The sequence below is a fragment of the Paenibacillus woosongensis genome, assembly GCF_030122845.1.
Taxonomy (GTDB): domain Bacteria; phylum Bacillota; class Bacilli; order Paenibacillales; family Paenibacillaceae; genus Fontibacillus; species Fontibacillus woosongensis_A.
The window spans coordinates 2245807-2271913 of sequence record NZ_CP126084.1 but is presented as its reverse complement, the minus strand read 5'-3'; the positions used below and the strand labels follow the sequence as shown (position 1 = coordinate 2271913).

General features: G+C 54.8%; 15 protein-coding genes and 1 pseudogene. 2 read left to right on the top strand and 14 right to left on the bottom strand.

Annotated features, from left to right (window positions below):
• Positions 1-31: 31 nt before the first annotated feature.
• Together QNH46_RS10290 and QNH46_RS10285 are read right to left on the bottom strand one after the other, a co-directional pair.
• Positions 32-1675, bottom strand: a complete 1644-nt coding sequence (locus QNH46_RS10290) for an extracellular solute-binding protein (protein WP_283928011.1) — start codon at positions 1673-1675, stop codon at positions 32-34.
• A 218-nt stretch (positions 1676-1893) separates the two neighbouring features.
• Complete coding sequence (locus QNH46_RS10285; protein ID WP_283928010.1) at positions 1894-4587, bottom strand: discoidin domain-containing protein; 2694 nt, start codon at positions 4585-4587, stop codon at positions 1894-1896.
• Positions 4588-5041: 454 nt separating this feature from the next.
• On the opposite strand from QNH46_RS10285, the gene QNH46_RS10280 reads away from it, so the two are divergent.
• Together QNH46_RS10280 and QNH46_RS10275 are read left to right on the top strand one after the other, a co-directional pair.
• A complete protein-coding gene (locus QNH46_RS10280) occupies positions 5042-6925 on the top strand; it encodes a rhamnogalacturonan lyase (protein WP_488262276.1) in 1884 nt (627 codons plus the stop codon).
• A gap of 46 nt (positions 6926-6971) precedes the next feature.
• A complete protein-coding gene (locus tag QNH46_RS10275; protein ID WP_283928009.1) occupies positions 6972-8369 on the top strand; it encodes a M6 family metalloprotease domain-containing protein in 1398 nt (465 codons plus the stop codon).
• Between the two features lie 57 nt (positions 8370-8426).
• On the opposite strand, the pseudogene QNH46_RS10270 reads toward QNH46_RS10275, so the two are convergent.
• The 12 genes and pseudogenes from QNH46_RS10270 to QNH46_RS10215 all read right to left on the bottom strand — a co-directional run.
• Positions 8427-8519: pseudogene (locus QNH46_RS10270) on the bottom strand (MerR family transcriptional regulator); the annotation flags it as partial.
• A 74-nt stretch (positions 8520-8593) separates the two neighbouring features.
• Positions 8594-9463 (bottom strand): arylamine N-acetyltransferase family protein, encoded by an 870-nt coding sequence (locus QNH46_RS10265; RefSeq protein WP_283928008.1) that lies wholly within the window; start codon positions 9461-9463, stop codon positions 8594-8596.
• A gap of 36 nt (positions 9464-9499) precedes the next feature.
• A complete protein-coding gene (locus QNH46_RS10260; RefSeq protein WP_283928007.1) occupies positions 9500-10030 on the bottom strand; it encodes a hypothetical protein in 531 nt (176 codons plus the stop codon).
• 214 nt (positions 10031-10244) lie between these two features.
• Positions 10245-10463: an MbtH family protein gene (locus QNH46_RS10255; protein ID WP_283928006.1), complete on the bottom strand. Its 219-nt coding sequence runs from the start codon at positions 10461-10463 to the stop codon at positions 10245-10247.
• A gap of 35 nt (positions 10464-10498) precedes the next feature.
• Positions 10499-17728, bottom strand: a complete 7230-nt coding sequence (locus tag QNH46_RS10250) for an amino acid adenylation domain-containing protein (RefSeq protein ID WP_283928005.1) — start codon at positions 17726-17728, stop codon at positions 10499-10501.
• Positions 17729-17730: 2 nt separating this feature from the next.
• Complete coding sequence (locus QNH46_RS10245) at positions 17731-18831, bottom strand: isochorismatase family protein (protein WP_283928402.1); 1101 nt, start codon at positions 18829-18831, stop codon at positions 17731-17733.
• Positions 18832-18915: 84 nt separating this feature from the next.
• Positions 18916-20601, bottom strand: coding sequence for a (2,3-dihydroxybenzoyl)adenylate synthase (locus QNH46_RS10240; RefSeq protein ID WP_283928004.1), 1686 nt, complete (start codon positions 20599-20601; stop codon positions 18916-18918).
• Positions 20601-21929: an isochorismate synthase DhbC gene (dhbC, locus tag QNH46_RS10235; protein ID WP_283928003.1), complete on the bottom strand. Its 1329-nt coding sequence runs from the start codon at positions 21927-21929 to the stop codon at positions 20601-20603. The genes QNH46_RS10240 and dhbC overlap by 1 nt, the downstream gene beginning before the upstream one ends.
• Before the next feature lie 25 nt (positions 21930-21954).
• Positions 21955-22740, bottom strand: a complete 786-nt coding sequence (locus tag QNH46_RS10230; RefSeq protein WP_283928002.1) for a 2,3-dihydro-2,3-dihydroxybenzoate dehydrogenase — start codon at positions 22738-22740, stop codon at positions 21955-21957.
• 119 nt (positions 22741-22859) lie between these two features.
• Positions 22860-23672: an alpha/beta hydrolase gene (locus QNH46_RS10225; protein WP_283928001.1), complete on the bottom strand. Its 813-nt coding sequence runs from the start codon at positions 23670-23672 to the stop codon at positions 22860-22862.
• 26 nt (positions 23673-23698) lie between these two features.
• Positions 23699-24673, bottom strand: a complete 975-nt coding sequence (locus QNH46_RS10220) for an ABC transporter substrate-binding protein (protein ID WP_283928401.1) — start codon at positions 24671-24673, stop codon at positions 23699-23701.
• Positions 24674-24772: 99 nt separating this feature from the next.
• On the bottom strand, positions 24773-25999 hold the full coding sequence (locus QNH46_RS10215; protein WP_283928000.1) for an AraC family transcriptional regulator: 1227 nt from the start codon (positions 25997-25999) through the stop codon (positions 24773-24775).
• Positions 26000-26107 lie beyond the last annotated feature (108 nt).

The following is a 26107-nucleotide window of genomic DNA, read 5'->3' as shown; positions in this document are numbered from 1 at the left end:
AGGGCCGCACGGCCCTCTTTTTTGCATGTCCTTAGCGGCTGTTATAACGCTCCAAGGCAGCGTTCTGAATCTCGATAGCGCGATCCAGTTTCAGCGACTTCATCTTGGCGACATAGCTTTCGTATTGATCGATCGGCTCCGCGCCCAGAATTATCTTAAGCGTCATTTCATCCACCAGCGTATTAATATCGTTCATAATCGCTGCATACTCCGAGCTCTCCTCCGGCGTTGGCGTAATCGGCGGCAAATTGTATTTCGCCGAATCCGTATTCTGCCAAGTAGTCACCGCATCGCGCTGGGTTTGGAGCGCAAAGAATTGCTCAGCATAGCGTTTGTCCTGAATGAACGGGCCGTTGTAGCTGCCCCGGGCATATAATGAAATGCCTTGGGCTGGAGCCAGCTTATCCGGATTTTTCAGCACCAAATCGGTATATGTCGGATAACCGTTCTCCATGTTGTAGCTGACGCCTTCGGTTCCGAAGTTGAAGAACAAGCGGCCTTCTTCGCTATAGCCATAGTCCAGCATGCGTACCGCCAGCTCAGGATCTTTGGCGGCGGTTGTTATCGCCACGGTGCCTTCGGAAGCATAGGCCTGGTTACGCTGTCCAAACTTTGGCTTATCGCCCTTGTTCAGCACCGGATAAGGCGCACCCACAAGCACGGCTTTCGGATCATTCGCTTCCACGAGCGGCTGCCATTTGCCAATCCCGCCGCCAGCGTTGCCGATCGTTGCGCCTGTCGCACCGGATGCGATATTGCCATCCAGCGACTTTGTATCCGCCGTAGCCGCATTTTTGTCGATTAAGCCTTCCTTATACCAGTCATGGAACAGACGTAAATATTCCTTGAACCCCGGCTCGGCCGGACCATATTTGATCACGCCGTCTTCCTGGTAAAAACCGCGGTTGACACCAAATGCGCCGATAAATGCACCGTTCCCGGATTCATTGAAAAATCGCGGCTTGCTGACGAAGGAAAGCGGGGCGACGGCTCCTTTTTTCTCTTTAAACGCCCTCAGCGTCTCCGTCCACTCGTCGATCGTTTCCGGCACCGGCAGGCCTAGCTCATCCAGCCAGTCCTTGCGGATGATCGGGCCCTGGAACACCCGCAAATATTCGTCGCCCCGTACGAACGGAAATGCGTAATAGCTGCCGCTATCAGTCTTGATCATTTTGTCAACGTCGGGATTCTCCGCCAAATATTTCTTTAAATTAGGCGCATACTGGTCGATCAGATCATTCAGCCTGACAATATACCCGTCGCTGATCGCCTTCTCCGGCCCGCCCGGGAAATCGCCCAGGAAGTTATACTCGAGCAAATCCGGCAAATCGCCCGATGCCAGCAGCACGTTCATCGCTTCCTTCACCTGTCCTGTCGGCGGAGCTGTAAATTTCAACGTAACCCCGGTTTTTTTCTGCCAATCCTGAAAGAACGGAATTTCGTCATGCGATGCCTTGACGCCGATCAGGTTGCCATTGATTTCTCCCCAATAAGACAGCGTCTTGTCGGTCTGGATCGGGTAAACCGTCGCTTCCACAGTTTCTTCTGTTTTGGGCACTGCTGCACCGCCGTTGCCGTTCGCTCCGGCGCCCGTCTTGTCACTGCTTCCGGACGAACATCCGAGCAGTGTGCCTAACATCATAATGATTAGGCTGGAAGTCCATACTTTTCTCATTGCTTCAAACCTCCGCTTAGAAATAAGTTGAAATGCATTACGCTCTCAGTCTAGCTAAGGATCACTGCCGCCGATATGTGCAAAACATCAAATCACGTGCCGATTTCGTAACCGCGCACTGACGATTTCTACAATTCAATTGAGAATTTATGCAGTAAAAAGAGGAGGGACATCCCTCCTCTTTGACTCAAATGCTCTATTGCCTAACTTAAATATCTTCAGTGTTTGCCGTTAGCCGCATGCACCCAAAACTCCAGGATGCTGTTCCAGCCGTTGAGCTCGTTGCCTTGTCCAGCGTATTTAATGAACTTTGCTTTTACTGGCGCAAATTCAAAGGTTTCAATGCGATTCGGATGATATTTATGGCTGGCCGCTCGCTCCAGCACTTTCTCGTAATGGACACCGTCCCCCGACACTTCCAGATCGAAATAGTTCACTCGCTGATTCCCGTTATAGAACAGAATACTGACTTGATTCACCCACTGCTCCCGATCCAGCTCAAGCAGCAAATATTGTCCCCTGCCTTCTGCCGACCATCTGGAATCCGGGTCGCGATCCACCGCGTTTGCCGGAACGTTGCCATCATCCGCGCTTGCTGTAACTGCTGCAATTTCGGCGAGCTTTCCTTCCGGCCCCTGCATCGCTTCCTTGATCTCAAAGGCTTCCGTTTTCTTTACCGTCACGCCTCCGAGCTTGCTTTCTGCAGTAATATTCACGATGCCCGGCTTCTTTGCCGTGAATATGTTCCCTCGTATCGTTCCAAGCTGCTTATGATCCACCGTGTAGTGAACTGGCATACCCTCTTGCCCGGCATGGACGACTTCACCGCTGTTCATCGTAATATAAGCTTTGAGTTGTCCGCTGCTGCCTGCGCTGATGGCGTTGCCGACTGCCCTCCAGCCGGAAGCGGAACGATCGGGTTCAAATGAGAGGCTCTTCGGCAGCGCAGGATTCTCTGCCACGCGGAAATTGACCCGATACTCCTGGGAGATGCCGTCCTTTGTCACACGAATGATGCCTGTTCCGCTCGTACCCGACGGCTGCGTAATTGATATCTCCGCATCGGAAGCCATGGCTGCCGCTCGAATTGTTGGTGTCAGCGTCGATCCGTAAGGCAGCGTGTACGTGTAGCTCGTTCTCAAAAACTGCATGCCGTCAATCGCCTCGCCATTCACGAGCAGAGATGAAAGCCCCCAATCGAGCTTACTTTCCCTTCGGTCGATTTGATCCGCAAACAGACTTTGCGGTGTCAATCGCTCACCCTGCCCGATCCCTTCGGCCATATCAAACGGTCTCGTATCCGTATCGGCGATCGATCCGGTGATTTGCACATTCACTCCGGTAACAGCGCCTTTTGTTCCGATAACGTAGCCGTGGCCGAACTGCTCGGACTCCACGATAATTCCGTTCGCGCTCTTGCTTGGATGCGCCGCCTGGCCTGTCGTATTCCAGAACACGCTCTCCGTCGTTACAACACCGTGCCGGTTCGTCTCGGATGATCCGTAGTCTCGCGTTATGGCAGAAATGCCGTCACCGTTCAATGTCATATTATCGATCAGATTAGCCATGCTTAAGTACATATGAAAATCGGTTAATAGCGACGAATTTTCCGAATACACGTTATGCATCACGTTTCCGTTCGCTGAGAAATTGGCAAATGTATAGCTGTGCCGCGCCCCTACAGCATGGCTGTTGGCAATTAAATTATCGTTGCCGATAAATTGATACAAGTATCCATTGCCGTTTGCACCGCGATACTGCGGATACTCCATCGTCACCTGGTCAACGGTCACGTTCTTTGTGCGGTCAAGGACAATGCCCTTCGATAAAATATGGTAGGTTGAATTTCCCGCAGGCTTATATGTGCTAATATTGCGGATCCAGCTGTCAGCCGCGGCGATCACGTTAATCACCTTCGCATTATCGCTCTCGTAGCCCGCCGTGCCTTCTACTTTAAAATCATCTTCGCCTAACCCGCTTTTCGAGTTTTGAATGTTGGCAATGGAAAAGTCCTCGATCCCTACTTCCTTGATCGGCGCCTCCGTCTTCGTAATCGTAATATGATCTCTTACCTTCAGCGGATAACGGGTTGGAATATCGACCGTAATCGTCCGGTTCTTGGCATCAACCGCCACGATCTGCCTGTAGAACAGCTGCTCCACTCGCCCCAAACGTGATGCCCATTTATTGTGCATACCGAGTTCAGCCAGGAATTCCTGTGTCGTATCAAACGTGATCAGTACATAGTCACCCACTGCAAAGCCGCCCGCATCCTCTACCGGAAGCAATACCGTCGGTTCGGATACCGATTTTCGCAGCTGCGTCGTTACATTCGTTTTTTTCCAGTCGCCGTTTCCGACGCGGATAATATCTTTGCCTTTCATATTTTCGGTCGCATTGTAAATGAAGGTTTTGTTCATTCCCGCGCCTTTTAACACGATATGGCTTGCAGGGATATTTAACGCGTAATCTTTGCCAGTAGGCGGATTGACCTGATAAGTACCCTCTGGAAGATAGACTACGCCTCCGCCCTGAGCGGCGGCATCATGAATGGCTTGCTGAATTGCTGCCGTCGCATCGCGGCTTCCTGTCCGGTCAGCATGGTATGGCGCCTTCGTCACATCCATACCCGTGGAAGGATCGACTTGAGGAATTGGCGCCTCCCCGCGATGATAGCCGGCATACGAGAAATCATGAAGGAACCGCCCCTCTTCATCTCTAAACCCCGGATACCAATCGTCCGGATACAGCCGGCTTCTGCCGTCTGTCCCAAGCGATAGGCTGCCGGGTGCCGACGACATCATGTCTGCCGCTTCTTCAGCAGCTGATGCCTGCCCTCTCCCTGGCTCATTTAACCATGTTCCGAAAGTCAAACAACATGCCATCAGCAATATGACTATCTTTTTTTTCATCCTGATTTCCTCCTTATAAAATAGGTTAGCGGTTTTGTATGGATATCCATATTATGGAACATCTGTATTTCGCTTGAGTAGAATCAAAAACTGCATTGCCATTGATAAATTGAATAAGAAAATAAACAAAATCTCCAAAACTATTGATATTTAATGGATTTTCTAGCATGCATAGGATATTTATCGCAAAAAAGATCACGGATGTCTCGTAACCGAGTCCATGATCTTTTTATTTAACGATTAATCTAGATAGATAAGCCAGAGATTACCCCATATCCAAGGGATGATGATTTATTTTACATTTCCATAAACAGTATTTATAGTCTGGATTTTTTATACTATTACCATCAAAACTATTGTAAATATTGTAAATTTTGTTTATTATTGCATTATGTAAGCCCTTTCTCTTTTAGTAATAAAAATCTTTTTAATTAAAATGAGGGAGGTATGCAACATGAACTATTCTACGAGAGCCAACGTAAGAAAAGCAATACAATGCTTTCTTGTCCTTTGGTTATCACTGCCTTTGTTCACCTTCGGAGGAAGCTCCACCTCTTTTGCGGCATCGGCCAGGCAAATGGAGTCGCTCAAACGCGGCGTGGTCGCTGTCAAAGTGAGCAATGGAGTATTCGTAAGCTGGCGCTTGTTCGGCACCGAGCCGGACAATATCGCGTTCAATCTGTACCGGGGAAGCACTAAGGTCAATGCCAGCCCCATTACAAACAGCACCAATTACATCGACCCGCAAGGGACATCAAGTTCGACCTATACAGTAAGAGCAGTGCTGAACGGGCAGGAGCAGGCGGCATCCGAGACGGCGGCGGTCTGGGGACAGAACTATCTATCCGTTCCGATTCAGCAGCCTCCCGGCGGCACGACGCCAGACGGGGTTGCCTATACCTACAGTGCCAATGATGCGAGCGTAGGCGACCTGGATGGGGACGGAACCTATGAAATTGTGCTTAAATGGGATCCTTCCAACTCCAAGGACAATTCCCAATCCGGCTATACCGGCCCGGTAATCATCGATGCCTACCGCCTGAACGGCACCCGGATGTGGCGCATTAATCTAGGCAAGAACATTCGGGCCGGCGCGCACTATACGCAGTTTCTCGTCTATGATCTCGACGGGGACGGCAAAGCAGAGGTCGTCTTCAGAACGGCCGATGGAACCGTAGACGGCGTCGGCAGGACGATTGGCAGCGCCAGCGCCGATTATCGCAACTCCAGCGGGTATGTGCTCTCCGGTCCTGAATATTTGACGGTATTTAGAGGAAGCAACGGCGAGGCTCTAACGACCGTCAATTATGAGCCCGCGAGAGGCAATGTCTCCGACTGGGGAGACAGCTACGGCAACCGTGTGGACCGTTTTCTGGCCGGGGTCGCATATTTGGACGGGCAGCGTCCTAGCTTCGTCATGGCTCGCGGCTACTATACGAGATCCGTGCTCGTTGCCTACAATTGGCGGGACGGGAAGCTGACTAAGCTATGGACATTCGATTCCAACACATCCGGCAACAGCGCATATGCTGGGCAAGGCAATCACAGCCTTAGCGTCGCCGATGTCGATAACGACGGCAAAGACGAGATCATTTATGGCTCAGCCGTCATTGACGACAACGGCAAAGGGCTGTATACGACAGGCCTCGGTCATGGCGACGCGCTGCATGTAAGCGATCTGGATCCCGACCGCGCCGGGCTTGAAGTATTCGGCGTTCACGAGTCAACCAGCGCAGCATACGGGGCGGAAATCCATAATGCGGCCACGGGCCAAATCTATTGGGGCATCCGTACCGGAGCGGATACAGGCCGGGGACTTGCGGCTGACATCGACCCCCGGACGAAAGGGACGGAGCTGTGGGCTTCCGGCATCGGCCTTTACTCCGTGAAAGGCGCGAAAATCAGCGACGCCACGCCGAACTCTACGAACTTCGCCATCTGGTGGGACGGCGATTTGCTGCGCGAGCTGCTCGATCATACTGGCGGCACAGGCAAAATCGACAAGTGGAATTACAGCCAGAGCACAACGAATCGTCTACTGACGGCTACAGGGACGGCCTCGAACAACTCGACCAAAGGCAACCCGAGCCTTCAGGCGGACATTCTAGGCGACTGGCGGGAGGAAGCGATCTGGCGTACCGCCGACAACACCGCGCTGCGCATTTATACGACCACGGACGTGACTTCCCACCGCATCTATACTTTAATGCATGATCCCGTTTACCGCCTGAGCGTGGCCTGGCAGAATGTCGCCTACAACCAGCCTCCGCACACGGGATTCTATCTCGGAGACGGGATGGGCGCGCCACCGAAGCCGAATATTTTTCTGACAGGTTAATTTAATGTTGATTGATCCATTCTAAACCATAGAAAGGAGAATCATTATGAACCAATTACGGCAAGTCCCCCCCTCTCCGGAGGTCACTGCTTATCTGGTTAACGAATATCAGAGAAACTGGAAATCCGCCGGGTTTACTTACAGCCAGTTTCTCATTGCCCGGGGATATCAGAACCCTGCCCACAACCATCCGGGAATGGATGACCATGTAACGGGCATGCCTCCTGCAGGGGCGGAGCTGATTCACACCCCGCGCAAACCGGTTACCGGGGAGCTGATTGTCAAGGTGCTTCTCGTCGATTTTTCCGATATGCCGGGAGTTCTCCCCAAAGAGCACTATGAAGATCTGCTCTTCTCCCGTAATACCCACACAACCGGCAGTATGGCGGATTATTATGACGAAGTCAGCCGGGGGCTGGTGCAAATCCACGGTGAAGTGCACGGCTGGCTCAGGATGCCGCAGACATACTCCTACTACACGAATGGCAACTCAGGCCTTACCGATAAGCTCAACCGGGAATACTATCCGCGGGACGCCAGAAAGCTCGCTGAGGATGCCGTCGATGCCGCACTGGCCCACGGTGTCTCTTTTCCATCCCACCTGGATGCCCTTGACAATGGCACGATTACGGCGTTATTCATCGTACATGCCGGACGCGGAGCCGAGAAAATCCTCCCGCCGCTCAGCGGTAACCATATCTGGTCCCATAAATGGCAAATGGTTAAACCCAAAGAAGTTGCTCCTGGACTTACCGCTGTTACTTATTTAATGGTGCCCCAGGAAGCTCTGCTCGGGGTGTGCGCGCATGAGCTTGGACATCTGGCTTTCCAATGGGATGATTTCTATGATCCAAACTATGATGCCGACGGTGACTACTGGGACGGAAATGGGATGTGGGACGTGATGGCCAGCGGTTCCTATGCCGGCAGGGAGATGCGTCCGGTTCATCCGGCAGGGCTGCATAAACTGCAGCATGGATGGATTGAAGGCGAGAAGATTCATCAAAGCCGGAGCGGGCTGACGCTGCTCCCGGTGACATCGGCCGAGGGCAAAGTAATTAAAATTAAAGGGCCGGGTTACACCAGCAATCAGTATCTTCTGCTTGAGAACAGAATCCGGGAGAAATTCGACGGTGAACTGCCGGGCGAAGGCCTGTTAGTATGGAGAATCGATGAGGATTATGACCAAACCAGAAGCGCTGCCCCCGGCATGTATTTGATCCAGGCCGACGGGAATGAGGACTTGAATGATCCGAATGACCGCAATAGCGGCGACCGGGGAGATCCTTTCCCTGGAAGCAGCAACAATACCGAGCTTCTGGATCATGGGAGAATATCCACCTCTTTTCCGGGACAGCCATCCGGTATATCGCTGAAGAATATTACCTTTGACCCGGAAACGAAGGAGATTACACTGGATATCGAAATTGAAGAGAGAGCATGACGACGAAATAACAGGATCCGGCTTTCAGCAGTTTGCTTGCTGAGGCCAGATCTTGTTTTATTTTACAGACGCATAAGACTCGGCCGCTGCCGCAAGATAATACGCCAGCCCTGTCTGCTGCCCCTCAAGCATCTGCAAATGGAATGAGTCGCTGAATCCCACTTTACTGCCTCCCCTGACAGGAGAGTCAAGGTCTACGTGAAATAAATTTTGCAGGAGTCGGCTTACTGATTCCTTTTCCACTCCTCATGGACCTTTAGAACTTTCGTCCATAATTCGTCTTTTTCGAGCTGGCTGAAGTGATTTAACGGTTCGTCAAATACATCGCTCAATAGTTCAAACCATTCGGTACGATAGGTAATTTCGCTTTTGGTCAGGCCCTGCTCATCGCGCCTGCTGTATACGCATCCTCTAAGCTCATTACTGTTTGTTTTGTGCCTGTTTTGAACGAGCAGCAAATTGATCCAGGTTGAATCCGGAGACGTGCTTAAATATTGATGCTTCGGTATGAACTCCTCCATATTCGGAGCGGCTTCAGCATCGATATCCACGCCAGCAAAAACTCCCTTCGGATCATGTTCCAACCGCCAGCCCGGAGTTTTGACACTAGATGGAGTAAGCTTATAAGTATGAAAGCCCTGCTTATGCTCCCCAAAATGAAGCGGAATCGGCTCATACGGCATATCGCCCAATCCAACATCAACAATCCAGGTTTGGTACGCGTAATTTTCATTGCTTCTATTTTCAATAGGCAGATGAACGGATAGACTTAAATGAAAGGAATTGATTCTCGGTTCATAGCCATGGGGCTGAACCCCGGCCCGGTGCAGCGATACATGATATCCCAGCGAACGCAACAGGTGATGGAATGCCCCGTTCAGATGAAAGCAATACCCGCCTCCACGATAAATAATATGATGAATCAAACTACCGGAATCGATCGGGACAGGCTTGCCGGCAAATAGGTCAATCGTGTGCCACGCAATTCTCTCGACATGGGCACGGTGCAGGGCAAATAAAAATTCCATCGTCGGCTGCTGCCGCTCCATGCCTAACCGGCGCAAATAATCATCGGTTTGTTGAATTGTTAACATAACATCACTCCAGGTGCTTTGTTCCAGCCTCTTCCTCTATTCATCGGCTGTGATATGAATTTCTTGGTCGATTTCAAGCTCTATGATCTCAGTATGCCGCTCCCCTTTGTTATCTTCCCAAGTAAGCTCTAGCGAAGTGCTCTCATAATTCGACTTGTCCTTCTCCAGCTCCCCGTAGGAATAGGCTCCCGTTAATGAACCGATATCCCTGACATTATCCAGGACAGACACTGCTCCGTTATTAGAGTGGAACTCATTCGCATATACGACTTCCTTCTCGCCCTGGCTACTCACTTCATAAATTTTATATCCGAAAAAAGTACTCTGACTGAGCTGCTCAGGATCTCCCTTGTAATTTAAAGAGGCGTGCCCCCTTAAAATTTTGTCTGCCGCAATCATAATCTTATAATCGGTTACATCCCATGCTTCGCCCGTTCCGTGAAGCAAATACAAGCTTGCACCCGAATTAGCCGTGACGGCAGGCTGTTCCGCATTCCGAAACAAATACAGCCACAAAACATTAGTAATGACGATAATACCAACCAAAAGCCATACGGTTCTTTTCATCTTCTCTCTCCACATTTTATTGTAAAGCGGGAAACGCCTTCTGCCTCCAATGTACCATCAAAACCCAAATCATTTCCAGAAGTTACAGAAAACAAAACCTCCAGAATCACTTTTCGTGATCCTGGAGGTTTTCGTACGGGGTGATCCGTTATTACGCAGTCTTAAAGATGTGCGCTAAAAATCCCCTTGCGATTTTCGTTATCGGCCGGTCTCGCTATATTACATCTGCGGTACCGCGTTTTTGCAGTGAAAGGGGGCGCATATCCTTCCACATTGCTTCGATATAATCGAGGCAAGCACCGCGTGTGCTTTCGCCAAGAGCCACCTTCCAGCCTTCGGGCACCTGAATGAACGCCGGCCAAAGTGAATATTGCCCCTCATCGTTCACGAGCACCATATATACGTCGTCTGTTTGTTCAAATGGATTTGCCATCTTTATATCCCTCCTGTTCCTGTATGGTTCCGCCCTTACTTGACCTGCAGCTTCGCCAGCAATACCTGGCCGATCTCCGCCAGCGGTCCCGGCTGGCATAAGTCCTTATGGCGGCAAGCGATGTCATGCCTTTCAATCTGTCCTCCGATATATGGAGCCCACATTTCCGGTTCAATCGGGTCAAACCATTCCGGGATGATGGTCGAGTGGAAGAACAGCAGATCCCCCTCGTATTTTTCGGGAACAAAGGCGCTTAGGAGGCGCACCGAATTTTCGTACGTATTTTTCAAATTTAAAATAATTTCCTCGTCCAGGCTGGCCAGAGCACTGCCGTCGCTGCGCAAAATCTCGATCGCCCGCGCAATATCCAGCGGACCGTCCTTGATCGAGTCGGGATCATAGCCGCCTAAAGCAAGCAGCGCAATCAACGCCTCGTCTTCGCTGGCCTCGCCGCGCAGCGGCAAATAATGGCTTGGGAAAGCATCGAGCATGGCCAGGAACGCCACTTCCTCTCCCTCGTGCTGCAGCTGTACCGCCATCGCCTGAGCGACATTTCCGCCAAACGACCAGCCCAACAGACGATATGGCCCGTGCGGCTGAACGGTACGGATCTGAGCGATATAATCGGCCGTCATTTCCTCCAGCGTTCTAGGATACTGATCGGCTTCGGCAATGCCGCGCGCCTGCAAGCCGTAAATCGGATAATCCATGCCGAGATGCTTCATCAAACCCGCATAACACCAGCTTAACCCGCCTGCCGGATGCACGCAGAACAGCGGGATTTCCTTACCCTCCGTGCGAAGCGGCAGCAGCACCTGAAGCGCGCTCTGCCCCTGATCCGAGTACAGCTTCTCCCCAAGGCCCGCCACGGTCGGAGCCTCGAACAGCAGACCGATGCCAAGCTCCCGGCCCATCGTTTCACGAATTCGGCTCATGAGGCGCACGGCCAGCAGCGAATGTCCGCCGAGCTCGAAGAATCCGTCGTCGATGCTGACGCGCGGCAGGCCAAGCACCTCGGCGAATAAGTCGCACAGCACTTCTTCCTGGGGAGTTCTCGGCCCCCTGCCTTCCGGCGACAAGGTATACTCCGGTGCGGGCAGCGCCTTGCGATCCAGCTTGCCGTTCGGCGTAAGTGGTAGCGAATCCAAATGGATGATCGCCGACGGCACCATATACTCCGGCAGGATGGAAGCTGCGTAACGGCGCAGATCAGCCAGCATGAGCTCTGCTCCTGGGCCGGGAACGATATAGGCTGCGAGCCGCTTGTCTCCCGGCTGATCTTCCCGGACGAGGACAGCTGCTTGCTCCACGCCGGGGTAGCTGGCGAGCACCGCCTCGATTTCACCCAATTCGATGCGGAAGCCGCGAATTTTCACCTGCTGGTCCCCGCGGCCTAGATAATCAAGCGAACCGTCTGGCAGCCGCTTGGCCAGATCTCCAGTCCGATACATGCGGGTACCCGGCGGACCGTATGGATCGGCGATGAAGCGCTCCGCCGTCAGATCCGGCCGTCCCCAATAGCCCTGAGCTAGTCCAGCGCCAGCTACGTACATCTCACCGATGACGCCTGGCGGCACCGGCTGAAGGGTCGAATCCAGAACATAGACCCGTAAATCCGGGATCGGGCGGCCGATCAGGCTGCTCCCTCCCTGGGATGCACTATTTTCATCCAGTTCAAGATAGCTGACATGCACGGTTGTCTCCGTGATGCCGTACATGTTGATCAGCTTGGGGGCATCCTCCGGGTGGCGCTCATACCAGTCCTTCAGGCGGCCCAGCTCCAGCGCCTCTCCTCCGAAAATTACATACCGCAGTGCAAGCTCCTGTCCCAGTTCCACATTCTCCCGATCCGCCTGCATGAAAGCATAGAAGGCCGACGGCGTCTGATTGAGTACAGTTACCTGCTCCTCGGCCAGCAGCTGCAGAAATTCCGCAGGCGAACGGCTGACTTCATATGGCACGACGACGAGACGGCCGCCATAGAGCAGTGCTCCCCACAGTTCCCATACGGAGAAATCAAAAGCATAGGAATGAAATAGCATCCAGACATCATCCGCACCGAAATGGAACCAGGAGTCAGTAGCTGCAAATAACCGGATGACATTATGATGTGGAATAACCACGCCCTTCGGCTTACCCGTCGAGCCCGAGGTATATATCATATAGGCCGGACTTAATGGGGTTACGAGGCCGCTCCGTTCATCCTCGCGCGGGTTATGCTCGGAGCTGTCCCGAAGCCGCTGCTCCACAGCCGGATCGTCAAGCACGATCCTCGGTGTAGGCAGCGTATTCGGCATTTGGCCCGCCGCCTGTTCGTTCGTAATCATATACACCGGCTTCGCATCCTCGACCATCCACTCCAGCCGCTCAGCCGGGTAGTCGGGATCGAGGGGGAGGTAAGCCGCGCCGGCCTTCAGGACAGCCAGCAAGCCTATGACCAGCTCCAGGGAGCGCGGCAGGGCAAGCGCCACCGTTTGGCCGGCGGCCACACCGCCCGCGATCAGCATGTGGGCCAGGCGGTTTGCCGCGGTGTTCAGCTGAGCGTAGCTTAGGCGGTCGCCCTCGCATACCGCTGCAACCGCGTCCGGGAATTTGGACGCCTGCGCCTCGAACAGCTCGAACAGACTGGCTTGGGGCGAAGCCTCCATACTGCCGCAAGGACGCTCTGAAGCTGTTCCCTGACCGGCAGCAAGGCTAATCGTTTCGCCGACCGTTCCGCGTGCATCCATCAAAAAGGCCTGGCGCTCCGCCGGGGTCAGAATATCCGCGTTTGCAATAGGCTGCTCCGGATTTTGTGCCAGCGCCTCGAGCACCTGTACATATCTGCAGGCAAAAGCCTCTGCCGTAGGCGGCTCGTATAAATCTTTGCTGTATTCCAGCAAACCGCTTAGTCCGCCTGGGCTGCCATCTGCGCCGCGCCGTTCATTCAGCTCCACCGTCAGGTCGAACTTCGCCGTGCCGGAGCTGACCATCTTCAGGGATGTGACCGCACCCGGGAACTGAAGCGGCGCTTCCAGTTCATTTTGCAGCACGAGCATGATTTGAAACAACGGATGCCGCGCTCGCGAGCGTGCCGGATTCAGCACTTCCACCAGCTGTTCGAACGGCAAATCCTGGTGCTCATAAGCGGCCAGGTCCGCTTCCCGTACCCGGGCGATGAGCTCGGCGAAGCTCGGATTTCCCGACGTATCCGCCCGCAGCACGAGCGTATTGATGAACATGCCCACCAGTCCGCCGAGCGCATCATCATTTCTTCCGGCAATCGGGCTGCCGATCGGAATGTCGTCTCCCCCGCCAAGCCGGGTAAGCAGCGCAGCCAGCGCGGCGTGCAGCACCATAAACAAGCTGGCCTTGTTATCCTTCGCTACATGCAGCAGCCGGGCATGCATCCCCTCGTCAAGCTCGAAAGGAATAACTCCTCCCTCATAGCTGGAAACGGCCGGTCGTGGACGATCGGTCGGCAGCTCAAGCTGATCCGGCAGCTGATGAAGCTTGTTCTTCCAGAACTCTAGCTGACGTGCATAGAGGCTGCCGGAGTCTCCTTCAACGCCAAGCAGCTGCTCCTGCCACAGCACATAATCGGCATACTGCACGGGCAGCGGCGGCCATGACGGCTGCTCTTTCCGGCACCGGGCCGAATAAGCGGCGGACAAGTCACGTCCTAACGGCGTCAGCGACCAGCCGTCCCCGGCAATATGATGCAGCAGCAGAAGCAGCACATGCTTCTCTGGACCAAGCACGAACAGCTGCGCGCGGAAAGGCGTCTCCGTGCACAAATCAAAGCTGTAGCCAGCGCCCTCAACTATGTTCGACTCCAGGTCTTTTTCGCTCGTCTTTGTGACGATCAGTTTCGGCCTTGCTTGATCTGCGTTTAAAATCCGCTGCTGCGGCACGCCCATCTCGTCGGGAAAGATGGTCCGCAGCGACTCGTGCCGCTCTGTTACATCGCCAAGCGCAAGCTCCAAAGCCTCCACATCCAGCGGTCCGGTTATTCGGGCTGCCCACGGCATGTTATATGTCGGATTTGGCCCCTCCATCCGGTACAGAAACCACAAGCGCCGCTGGGCAAAAGATAGCGGAACCTGCTCCGGACGCGCCGCCGGGCGAACGGGCGGCCTCGCCTGCTTCGCCTGATCGAGATACTGGATTAGCCCGGCCACGGTAGGCGTTTCAAATAAATGGCGGATGCCGATTTCTGCGCCAAACACGTCGCGAATCCGTGCGGTCAGCCGGCCGGCAAGCAGCGAATGCCCTCCCATCTCAAAGAAATCGTCGTCAATGCCGACGCGTGCCCGCCCTAATACCTCCGCGAATAATTGGCATAGCAGTTCCTCCTGCGGCGACCGCGGCGCGAGTCCTTTCGACTGGATCATGTCTACTGGCGCCGGCAGAGCTTTATGGTCAATTTTCCGGTTCGGCGTCAGCGGCATTTCGCTAAGTTCCACGAATGCCGAAGGAACCATATACTCCGGCAAATGCTCCGCAGCATAACGGCGCAGCTCGGCGGGATCCATGGTAACAGAGGCAGCAGGCATGATGTAAGCGACCAGCCGCTTCTCCCCAGGACGATCCTCCCGGGCCATCACCGTCACCTGCTCAATGGCCGGGTGCCGGGAAAATACGGAAATAATTTCACCTAGTTCGATGCGAAACCCCCGTATTTTGATCTGATGGTCGGCGCGGCCGATATAATCCAGCGAACCGTCCGCTTTCCAGCGCACAAGGTCGCCAGTACGGTACATCCGCGTGCCTGGGGCTCCGTATGGATTCGCCACGAAGCGCTCCGCCGTCATCCCCGGCCGGTCCAGGTAGCCGCGGGCCAGCCCGGCGCCGGCGATGTACAGCTCGCCTGCAACGCCGGGCGGAACAGGCTGCAGCGCATCGTCCAGCACATAGAGCTGTGTATTCCGAACCGGCCTGCCGATCGCTGGCTTGGCCTCCTCCTCCCCCAGCCTTGCAGCGGTGGAATAAATCGTCGTTTCTGTCGGTCCGTACTGGTTGTTCACCTGACAACCCAGCGCTTGCAGGCCGAGCTTTAATCCTGCCGGAAGCGCCTCGCCGCCTGAAATAACCGACAAACCTGTTAACGATTCAGGCCTGCTGGACACCAGCTCCTGAAATAAGGTCGGCGTGGCCTGCAGCAGCGTAATTTTCTGTTCCCGAATCCGCTTGGCCAGCGCGGAAGCATCCAGAATCGTCTCCTTCAGGGCGATATCCATGCAAGCCCCCGTTGTCAGAGGCAGGTAGACCTCCAGTACAGATATGTCGAAGGCGATCGTCGTTACGGACAGCATCCGATCCCGTTCGCTTAACGGGAACCGCTCCCGCATATCCGTGATCAGGTTAACCAGGCTTCCATAGGTCACCATGACTCCTTTCGGCAGACCGGTTGAACCTGAAGTATAAAGAACATATGCCGGATGAAGCGGCGATAAGGGGACAGTACGCTCGGCATCCTCCGGATTCTGAGCGGAATACTTCCGTAAACTGGCCATTGTATCAGGTGCATCAAGTACCAGACGGGACGTCCCGCTGAAACCAGCCAGTCTCGATTCGCACGCCTGGTCGGTCAAGATGCAGCTCGGCCGGGCGTTGTCAATCATGTAAGCGATGCGATCCGCCGGGTAATCCGGATCGAGCGGCAAATAGGCCGCCCCGGTCTTATGCACCGCCAGGATCGCCGCGGCAATCAAGGGAGAACGGGATAGAGCCAAGGCCACGATCTGCTCGGGCCCTACCCCCTGTTCTATCAGGTAATGAGCGAGCCGATTCGCCTGTGCGTTCAATGCGGCATAGCTGAGGACTGATTCCTCGCAGGCAACTGCAGCCGCTTCAGGCCTGGCTGCGGCTTGCTGCTCAAACAATTTAGCAGGGCCCGGGCTTGCGCAGGAGGCACCCTGTTGTTTGACTTGGTTCCAGCCCTCGAGTACCTGCCACCGTTCATCGGCCAGCAGCCATTCAATATCCATCACCGGACGTTCGGGATCTGCGGTCGCAAATTGCTCCAGCAGACGGATAAAGCGCCGATGGTGCCTCTCCAGCTCCTCCGGGGCATAAATATCCGGATTGCCGTCGAAATCGATCCGCAGCCCGCCGTCCTCAGACCTTGGGCGCACATGAACGAGCAAGTCATCAACGGGTCCTGCCGACAAATTATGAACGATTCCGGGTGCGCCGCCGAAGCTCAGAGCTTCGTCAAACGGCATCATGTTCAGGATCGGGCCGAACAGCCGCTGCTGCTCGCCCAGCAGCTTGAGCTCGCGCCGCAGATCCTGCTGGCGGAATTTCTGATGCCGTCTCGCAGCCCACAGCTCTTGCGATACCTGTGCGATCACTTCCAGCGGGTTCATGTCTTTGCGAATCGTCAGGCGCAGCGGGACCAGATTCATGACCATACCCGGCACCCGCAGTGATGCGGAGCCTAGGCGGCACATCATCGGCATGCCGAGAATGACGTCCTCTGCTCCTGTAGCCCGGTGCATGTATACGGCCAACGCGGCCACCATCATTTCCGGCCAGCTCGCCCCTGCCGATTCAGCGGCCGCCCGCAGCGCATTCATGCTGCTCGGGTCCAGCTCGCCGGATTGGCGCAGGAAACGGTTCGCCGTTCGCTGCACCCTACCGCCAAGGCCCACGGCATCGGGCTGATCGGCAAAACGCGACAACCAGAACTTGCGGTCCTTCTCCTCCTGCTGGGATGCGCGGTATGCGGCTTCCTCCTGCAGCACCTCCTGCCAGGAACCGAAGCTGCGCCCAATGGCCTCGTCACGGGACAGGGCCGTATAGATTTGAGCCACCCTCCGGGTGAGCAGCGAGAAGCCGAAGCCGTCAATGGCGATATGATGGATTTTCTGATACCAAAGGAAGCAGTCTGGCGCGATCTGCAGAATGGCCTGACGGAACAATGGACCCTTCATTAAATCCGTCGGTGTGGCCAAGTCCTGTTTCATCCAGGCTTCCGCAACTGCCCGCGGTTGATCCTCCCCGCTGAAATCCAAACAGAGCAGGCTCCACTCTTCTCCCTCCGTGTCCGCCAGCCTCTGCCAAGGCCCGTCCTCATCTTCTCCGAAGCGAAGCTGCAGCGTCTCCGCTTCTGCGACCCCCCGCCGCAAAGCCTGCTCAAATAGCTCCAGCCTCAGCGAGCCGCGAATTTCGATATATTCGCCCGTATTGTAAATAGGATTTCCCGGGTCAAGCTGCTGAGCGAACCATATTCCGGATTGCGCTCCTGTCAAAGGATAACGAACCTCCGTTTGTACTGGCATGCTTACACCTCCTTCCCCAGCAAAAAATAGTCGACATTAGGAATGGAAGGGCTCATTCGTGCAGAGAGGAGCTGCCACCAATTGTCCAGCGTCGGCCGTTCGGCCAGCTCCGTAAAGGCAATCTCCTCGCCTTCGCGGCTAAATCGTTCGGCCAGGCTCATGATGCGTATCGAATCCAATCCCCACAGCTCGACCAAATTGTCCTGCCCGCCGATTTCTTCAGCTGCCTCCTGCAGCAAATCGGCGACCTGCTGTCGCAGCTGCTCATAGGACGATGGCTTTGCAGCCAAGGACGGGGAAGCAGCGATGTCTTGGCTTGCAGAGGCCGCAGCCTGAAGCGAGGATCGGGCAGATTGTCCCGTCTGATTCGGAGACGGGAGATTCCGTCCGGTTCCTGCAGTTTGGGGAGGGTAACTGCTGGAAAGACTATGCTCCTGATTGCCTCCCGGCCCATTTGCAGACGTTGCCGCGTTCAGCTCGGCCAGCAGCCGCTGCGTCGTCAAAGTGACCGCGCACCGCTCCGCCGCGTAGGTCAGGGCAAGCTTGTGCTTCTCAAGCGAGAAATCCGCAACCGCATCAGCGACAAAAAACGGCTGGATATCCTGCATGAACGCTTCGCAGGAGCTGAGCAGACAGCCGATATGGGCATAAATACCGCTGACGATCAGCTGATCACGCGCCTGATCCCTCATCCATTGCAGCAGATCTGTTCTCTGAAACGCGCTGTACCGCCATTTGGTCATCTGAATGTCCTGTACGCCAGGAGCGACTTCGGCGGCAATTTGCGCCTCAAACGGGTCAGTTCCAATCCCCGGCCCCCAGAAATCCTGCAGCAGGCCGCGCTCGTCCGGACGCTGACCCCCAAGCTGCGCAGAATAGACGACGGGAATGCCCAGCTTCGCGCATTCGCTGCGTATCCGGGAAATATTGGAGAATAGCTCGACAATGGGAGATTCTGCAGTATTGTAAGGCTTCAGGAAATAATTTTGCATATCATGGATAAGCAGTACCGCCCGCTGCGGATCAGGCCGCCAAGCGACTTTGTTTGCCGGAAGCTCCGCCTCGGCAGGCATGGAATAAGGAAAAATGGCTGGGATACCCATGTAGATCATCCTTTCGACGTTGATTTTATCGAATGACCGAAACGACATTGATCCATAAGAACGTTCATCTTGAAGATGAGCCGTTCATCCGCGCTGCTTCTCTGCTATTAGCTCGCGCAGCGCTTTTTTGCTGACTTTGCCGACCTTCGTCTTCGGAAAAGAATAGATGAATTCGATCCGATCGGGAATTTTAAAGGCAGCGAGACCGCGTCCACGTAAAAAAGCCTTGATCTGCACGCCCGACAAAGGCGTGTCTGCAGCTGGGTGCGGTATGACGAAAGCACAGATGCGCTCGCCCAAATATTCGTCCGGCATGGCCACCACGGCGGCATCATGTACCCCCGGATGGGCGAGAAGCTGGTTCTCGACCTCCTCGGCGGCGATCTTTTCCCCTCCCCGGTTGATTTGGTCTTTGTCGCGTCCCTCTACGATGAGGTGGCCGTCTGAATTGATCCGGACAATGTCACCCGTACGGTAGAAGCCGTCGCTCGTGAAGGCTTTCGCATTATGCTCCTCCGCTCTGTAATAGCCGCGAATCGTATACGGGCCGCGGGTAAGCAGATGGCCGGCCTCGCCAGGCGGCACCTCATTATCCTCGTCATCGACGACGCGGACTTCGTCCCAGGGCGACATCGGCCGGCCTTGGGTATGCACGATGACCTCGTCGGGGTCATCCAGCCTCGTATAATTGACGAGCCCCTCGGCCATGCCGAATACCTGCTGCAGCTGGCAGCCCAAGGTCGGCTTCACGCGTGCGGCCGCCTCGGCGCTGAACTTCGCGCCGCCGACCTGGAGCACCTGCAAATGAGGGAATTCGATACGCTGCCGTTCCGCCGCATCAAGCCATATGAGAGCAAGGGGCGGCACCAGCGCGGTAATCGTGACCCGCTCGCGGAGCAGCAATGGGAAGGCCTCGTCCGGGCTGGCCCCCCGGGCGAGCACGACGCGGCCCCCGGCGTATAACGTGCCCAGCACGCCCGGCGAGCTAAGCGGATAATTATGCGCTGCCGGAAGCACGGCCAGATAGACGCTATGTTCATTCAGCCCGCAGATTTCCGCACTAAGGCGCAGCGAATAAATATAGTCGTCGTGCGTGCGGGGAATCAGCTTCGGCAATCCTGTCGTTCCGCCCGAAAGTTGAAGGAAAGCGACATCTCCCGGGTGTGGCTGGGACAGCCTGCCGCCATACTTCCCGTTCGCCTCACGCTTCTTCGCAGAAGTTTCAGCTTTGCCGCCTGCCTCCGGTTCTCTCGGCTCTCCGTACAGCTCCTCCAGCGCTACAAACTCCTGCGCTTCACCGGCGACCAGAACATGGCGCAGCGAAGGAACCTCGCGAATGACTTCCCTTGCCAGCTCGCGGTAGTCAAATCCCGCATCCTGGTCGGCTATAATATAAGCTTTCGCCTCAGAAAACTCGGATATATATGAAATCTCATGCCTGCGATGCAGCGGCAAGGCGAATACAGGCATTGCGCCGATTCGGAATAATGCAAAAATCACTTCAAAAAATTCCGCGATGTTCGGCAGTTGAACCACGACCCGATCCTGCGGTTCAATCCCGATGCCCAGCAATCCTTCTGCGAGGCGGTCCGTCCGGTCGTCCAGCTCCGCATAGCTGATACGGCGTTCGCCACTGACGATGGCAATCCGTTCGCCGTAAGCCTTCGCGCGTTCCCGCAGCATCTCGCCAAACGTTTCTCCGCGCCAGCAACCCTCCTGGCGGTAACGCTCAGCAAATTCTTGGGGCCAAGTCGGGCATCCAGCAAGCATCAATATCCCTCCTTTACACTGCCCCGATAGGCGAACTGCGGATCATGCAGCCCCATGGCCAAAAGCAAGGTGCGGAACTTCGCCGCCGTTTCGGCCAGCTCAGCTTCGGCGCTGGAGTCCGCCACGATTCCCGCTCCGGCATAAAGACGCAGGCTTCTTCCCTCCGCCTCGGCGCAGCGGATCGTGACGATCCATTCGCCATCTCCCTTAGCATCGCACCAGCCAACCATCCCGGTGAAGAAGCCTCGCTCAAACGGCTCTATTTCGCGGATTGTTTCCCTAGCCAGCTCGGTAGGCGTTCCGCATATAGCCGGAGTCGGATGCAAAGACAGCGCAAGATCAAGGACGGAAGCTCCGGGGCTCGCAAGCTCTCCGTAGATGTCCGTCGACAGATGCCACATCGTCTCGGTTTGTACGAGTGACGGACCCTCAGGGACGTTCAGGCTCTTGCAATGTGGGCGGAGCGCTGCTTCAACCGCCTCGACGACGAGCCGATGCTCGAACTGGTCCTTCGCCGAGGCAAGCAGCGCGGCTGCTCTGCGTTCATCCTCAGCCGGATCATCGCTCCGGGGTGCGGAGCCTGCCAGCGGATTCGCCCGAATGCTCAGTCCCGTTTTGGTAATGAGCAGCTCCGGGCTGGCCCCGATCAGCGTCCGTACTCCGACTCCCCTTAAATCCGGTTTAGCCCTGCCAGACGCCTTCCCTGACGAGGTACTATCCCCGCCGCCCAAATTAACCGCAAAGGTATAGCCTTGCGGATTGTGGCGGGCCAGGTTGCGGAGCAGCCGGGAAATATCGACCGGCTCAGTGTAAGTCAGCTGCAGCGTCCTCGAAAGCACGACCTTCTGCAGCGTGTCCCGGTTCAACCGATCCAGCGCCTCGTTGACATTTTTCTTGTAATGCTCAGGATCTGGATGCATGCTGACCTCGTATTCGGAATCGGATGAGGTTATCCCGTCAATCCTGTTCCTCCCGCTTGCTGCACTGTCCCTATGAGACTCGTATCGACCCTCTCCGCTAAAGCTTAGAGGTGCAGCCCACTGCGTGGACAAAGGCACGATGAGCTCAGCCGGCTGCGCCAAATCGAACGGAATCGCGCCAACGACGATCGGCTCGCCGCCGGCGCGTCCGGCTGCGGCTAGCAGTCCTTGAACCCGCTCAGACAGAGCCTGCGGGGAGCCTTCCCCCGGCTCTGCCCAATATCTCGCCCACTCGCCTTTAGCAAGCAAGGTTCGTCTTGGTGAGGATAAAAAGAAACACAATCCCGACTCGTATTCGTCGAGCAGTTGTGCCGCCGTGTTTGCATATACAGCTCCATGGTTTGCCATTTCCTCCAACATCCCCTTTCCTTCGTTAGACCCCCAATGTTGCCCCTCCGTCAATACATAAATCAAGCATCGTAATATGCCGGGACCGGTCAGACGCCAGAAACAACACCGCAGCGGCAATATCCTCCGGCTCGGCGATCCTTCCGAGCGGTATGCCGAGGCGGTACGATTCGGGCGAACCGGCGATGACCGCCTGGACCCCATCCTGCCCGTTCCACAACATCCGCTGCATCGCCGTGTCGGTGGATCCAGGTGATACGATATTGCAGCGAATATGATTGGCGGCCTGCTCCAGACCCAGGCATTTCGTGAACATGGCCGCTGCTGCCTTGGAGGCGCAGTAGGCCGCCATTTGCGTGCGCGGCACTGAGGCTGCATTGGAGCCAACGGTCACGATTGCGCCGGATTTGCGGGGAGCCATGCGTTTCACGACGGAACGGGATACATGAAACACCCCATTGGCATTCACCGCAAATACCGCCTCCCAATCCGTATCACGAAGCTCCTCGATGCTAGCCATTCTCAGCAACCCAGCTACATTCACGAGAATTTCAACGGGTCCAAGCTCTCGCTCGACCTGGTCGACAGCCGTTTCTACAGCCAGACTGTCCGCAACATCCACTGCGAACGCCTCGGCCTGGCACCCTTGGGTTCGCAGTTCGGCCGCAACCCCCTTGGCACCGGCCCCGTTCAAATCGAGGGCCGCTATAATCGCTCCAGCCTCCGCCAGCGCCCTGACAATAGCCTCGCCGATTCCTTGGGCAGCTCCGGTCACCAAAGCGACCTTTCCTTTGATCCCCGTATATTCCACCTCATCAGCCCTCCCCTGCACTTTTAATTTGCTGGCCTCATGCCCTATACCTATACCCAACCCGCTACAATTTGCGGCCTCATTCCCTCATGCTTCTATCTGCGCGCATCCCCTTTCACTTAAGGGTGGAATGCAAATTGTAACGCCCGGCTGATTAATGCCGGCAGTACAGTTACATGCCCCTCCCCATCAAACTCCTGAAAGCTCGCCGTTATCCCTGAACTGGCGTACATCGACAGGCGTTCCGCCAGCCTTTGGGCATTTTTGCTGTTTTGAGAAATATGGTTTAACTCCAGCTCCCCTGCGCCGAGCAGAACCTTCACATTCAAAGCCTCCTGCTGCAGGCGATTGATGAACATTTCCTCGGCTTCGCCGATCAGCGTTTTGTTCCAATGGAACGAAGGGCTGCCGGCAATGTAGCAGGCAAAAGCCGCCGGTCGCGTAAACAGCGTATATAATGCAAACAGCCCCCCGAGCGAATGGCCAAATAATGTCTGTTTGCCTTGGTCGATAGCGTATTTAGCTCCAATTTCCGGTTTCAGCTCTTCCTCGATAAATTGCAAAAAGGCTGCCGCTCCCCCCTGCTTCGGCAGGGGAGTTCCGTCGGGCCGGTACCGGTAGTCCTGGCTTGTTGCCAGCGTGTAGTCGTAATAACGCTCCGCCGGGAACAATTCCCCCGTGTCATAGCCGATCCCTACGATCACCGCAGGAAATACCCCCGTGTTATGGGGACAACTGCCCTGCAGACGTGCGGTTTCGGCCATCGTGCCGAATACGGAATTGGCGTCCAGCACGTAAAATACCGGATATCCCGAAGGGGGAGGGGGCTCGGAAGGCATACTCACCATAATTCGATACTTGCGGCCTTCCACGCGCGAATGCATAAGCCATTCTGCTGTACGGGGAATGACCATTTGTTTGCCGTCAGCCATTTCCTCTTGATCCACCTTTATTTCCGTTATTCAGCCATCAGCTTGACTGTATCGTCGATAATTTTCTCATAAGCAATGAGTCCGCTTCCCAGCCAATATTCATCGTTCACTTCATATACATGGCCTTGCTGTACGGCAGGAATGCCCTTCCAAATGCTGCTTTCCGTCATCTCCTTCATGCGGTCTGTCCCTTGTCCATAGGCATTGATTACGAAGATATAGTCCGCATCCAGTTCCGGCAAGATCTCCAGCGATAAATTCAGGCTGTTCTCGTTCTCGGTCAGCTTGGTCATTTCGATGCCCAAATGCTGATTCAAGACGTATCCGCACAAATAATTGCCGCCCATCACGCTCACACCTTTGGCGGCGAAACGGATAACCGCTACTTTTTTGCCGGCTGCTTTCTTCTCAATGGCTGCCTTGGCCTCGCCGACCTTTTGGTGATAAGACGCCAGTGCTTGCTTAGCCTCCTCGGTCTTCCCTACGAGCTGTCCCAATGTCTCGAGGGATTTCTCTACGTCGCCTGCTGCGTTGTTGAATACGTAGGTTGGCGCGATTTTGGAGTAATTCTCATACACGCCGTCGCCGGCATAGTTGGCCGTATGCAGGATGATCAGGTCTGGATTGTATGAGAGCAGCACCTCCGAAGACGGTGCGCCGCCCGAAAAATCAAGCTTCGGCACATCCTGCAGCTCCTCCTGTAAATAGCTATGGCCCAGATTTCCATTCGACCATTGCGCTACCGGCTTGATCCCAAGCTTAAGCAGCGAATCTTCCAGATAGGGCGCAAATACGCGCTCCGGCTGTCCGGATATTTGAATTTCATGGCCGAGATCGTCCTTGAACGTTTGCTCGCCCTGCGGCCCCTCCTGAGCATTCCCCCCGGTTCCGGGAACCTCGGCCGCTCCCTGATTTGTCCCCACCTGCCCCGATGCATTTTGGACGGAATCCGTCCCGCAGGCGGCAAGCATGCTTCCTGCCAGCGCAAGGCATAGCAGCATTAAATAATGCGGTTTAATTCTCTTTCCTGTCCTAGTGCTCACTTTCAACTTGGCTTCCCCTCTCACATGATAATGATTATCATTGAGAATGATTATAGATCATCTTCCCTGGTTAGTACCATGGACAGTATCCTGCAAACGGTATGGACATTTTCCTGTAAACATGAGCAGCGCCTCATCCAGCATGCGGTTTACGGAAATCGCCGAGTATTCAAACCAGGGGTCAGATGGAATCAGATGCACTTGGCCGTTCTGTACGGCCTGCAATTGCCTCCACTGTCTGGAATGCTGCAGAGAGAGCCAGTGGGAACGGGAAGCGGACTCCGCACATACGACGGCCAGGATCCAGCTCGGATTGATAGCCTCCAGCTCCTCAAGCGTAAGCTGCCGATGGCCTGACATAGAGGCAGAGCAAGCCAGTTCTATTTGCAAGTCCCGGGCCAGCACATCTAGTATTCCGCGGTTCCAATACGTATGGATGCAATCTCCGTAAATTCGCAGTACCAGGATGCTGTCACTGCCTAACGTTCGATTGATCTCGGTTCTCGCTGCCTGGACTTTTAATTCATACTGCCCGATCCACTGCTCCGCTTTCTCCTCCCTCTCCAAAAACCGGGCAAGCAAACGGAGCTGCTCCCGCCATCCGCAATCCTCCACAGGTACAAAGTAGGTCTCCGCGATGCTGCTGAGCTTAGCCTGCTCGCTCCTTGCGAGGAGGTCAGTTCCGATAATCGCATCAGGACGAAGTCCGGCCAGCTTCTCCATATTGGCTGCAAATGCCAACTGATTGTAAGGCTCCAAAAGCTGTAGATGGGATGTAATCTTCATCCGGTAATCATTGTAATAATAGGCCGTCCATTTGGGATCCAGAGGGGCAGCCACCGGGATAATGTCCAGAGCCAGCAGCAAGCCGGCGATCTCAGGAGAACATGCCGCGATGCGCAGCCTCGCTCGCTTAATGTAGTCAGAGGGGGAGATGCCCACCTCTTTTTTAAATTTACGGCTAAAGTAAAATTCATCGCTGTATCCTACCATTTGTGCAATATCCCGCAGCCTCAGCTGCCCTTCCCCTGAGAGCAAATAGCGCTTGGCCTGATTGATGCGCAGCTCGGATAAATATTTCATAGCGCTCTTTCCGAAGCTCTTCTTGAACAGATCGACGAAATACTTCGGGCTGACGTTCGCCATCTCGGCCAATTGAGCAATCGTTAACGGCTCGTGAAAATGTTCTTCCATGTATTGCTTTATCTCAGACAGTTCTTTCTTGGCACTGGGTTCATCCCTGAGCGAACCTACTGTATATGAAAATAAATCATCTGAAACCATAAAAATTCCTCCTTAAAATAAAAGAATCATCTTCCAATTGAAAATGATTCTCAATATCATACGTTCTATTTTAACCAATCCTTGCCAACGGTGGCAATAGAAGATCTT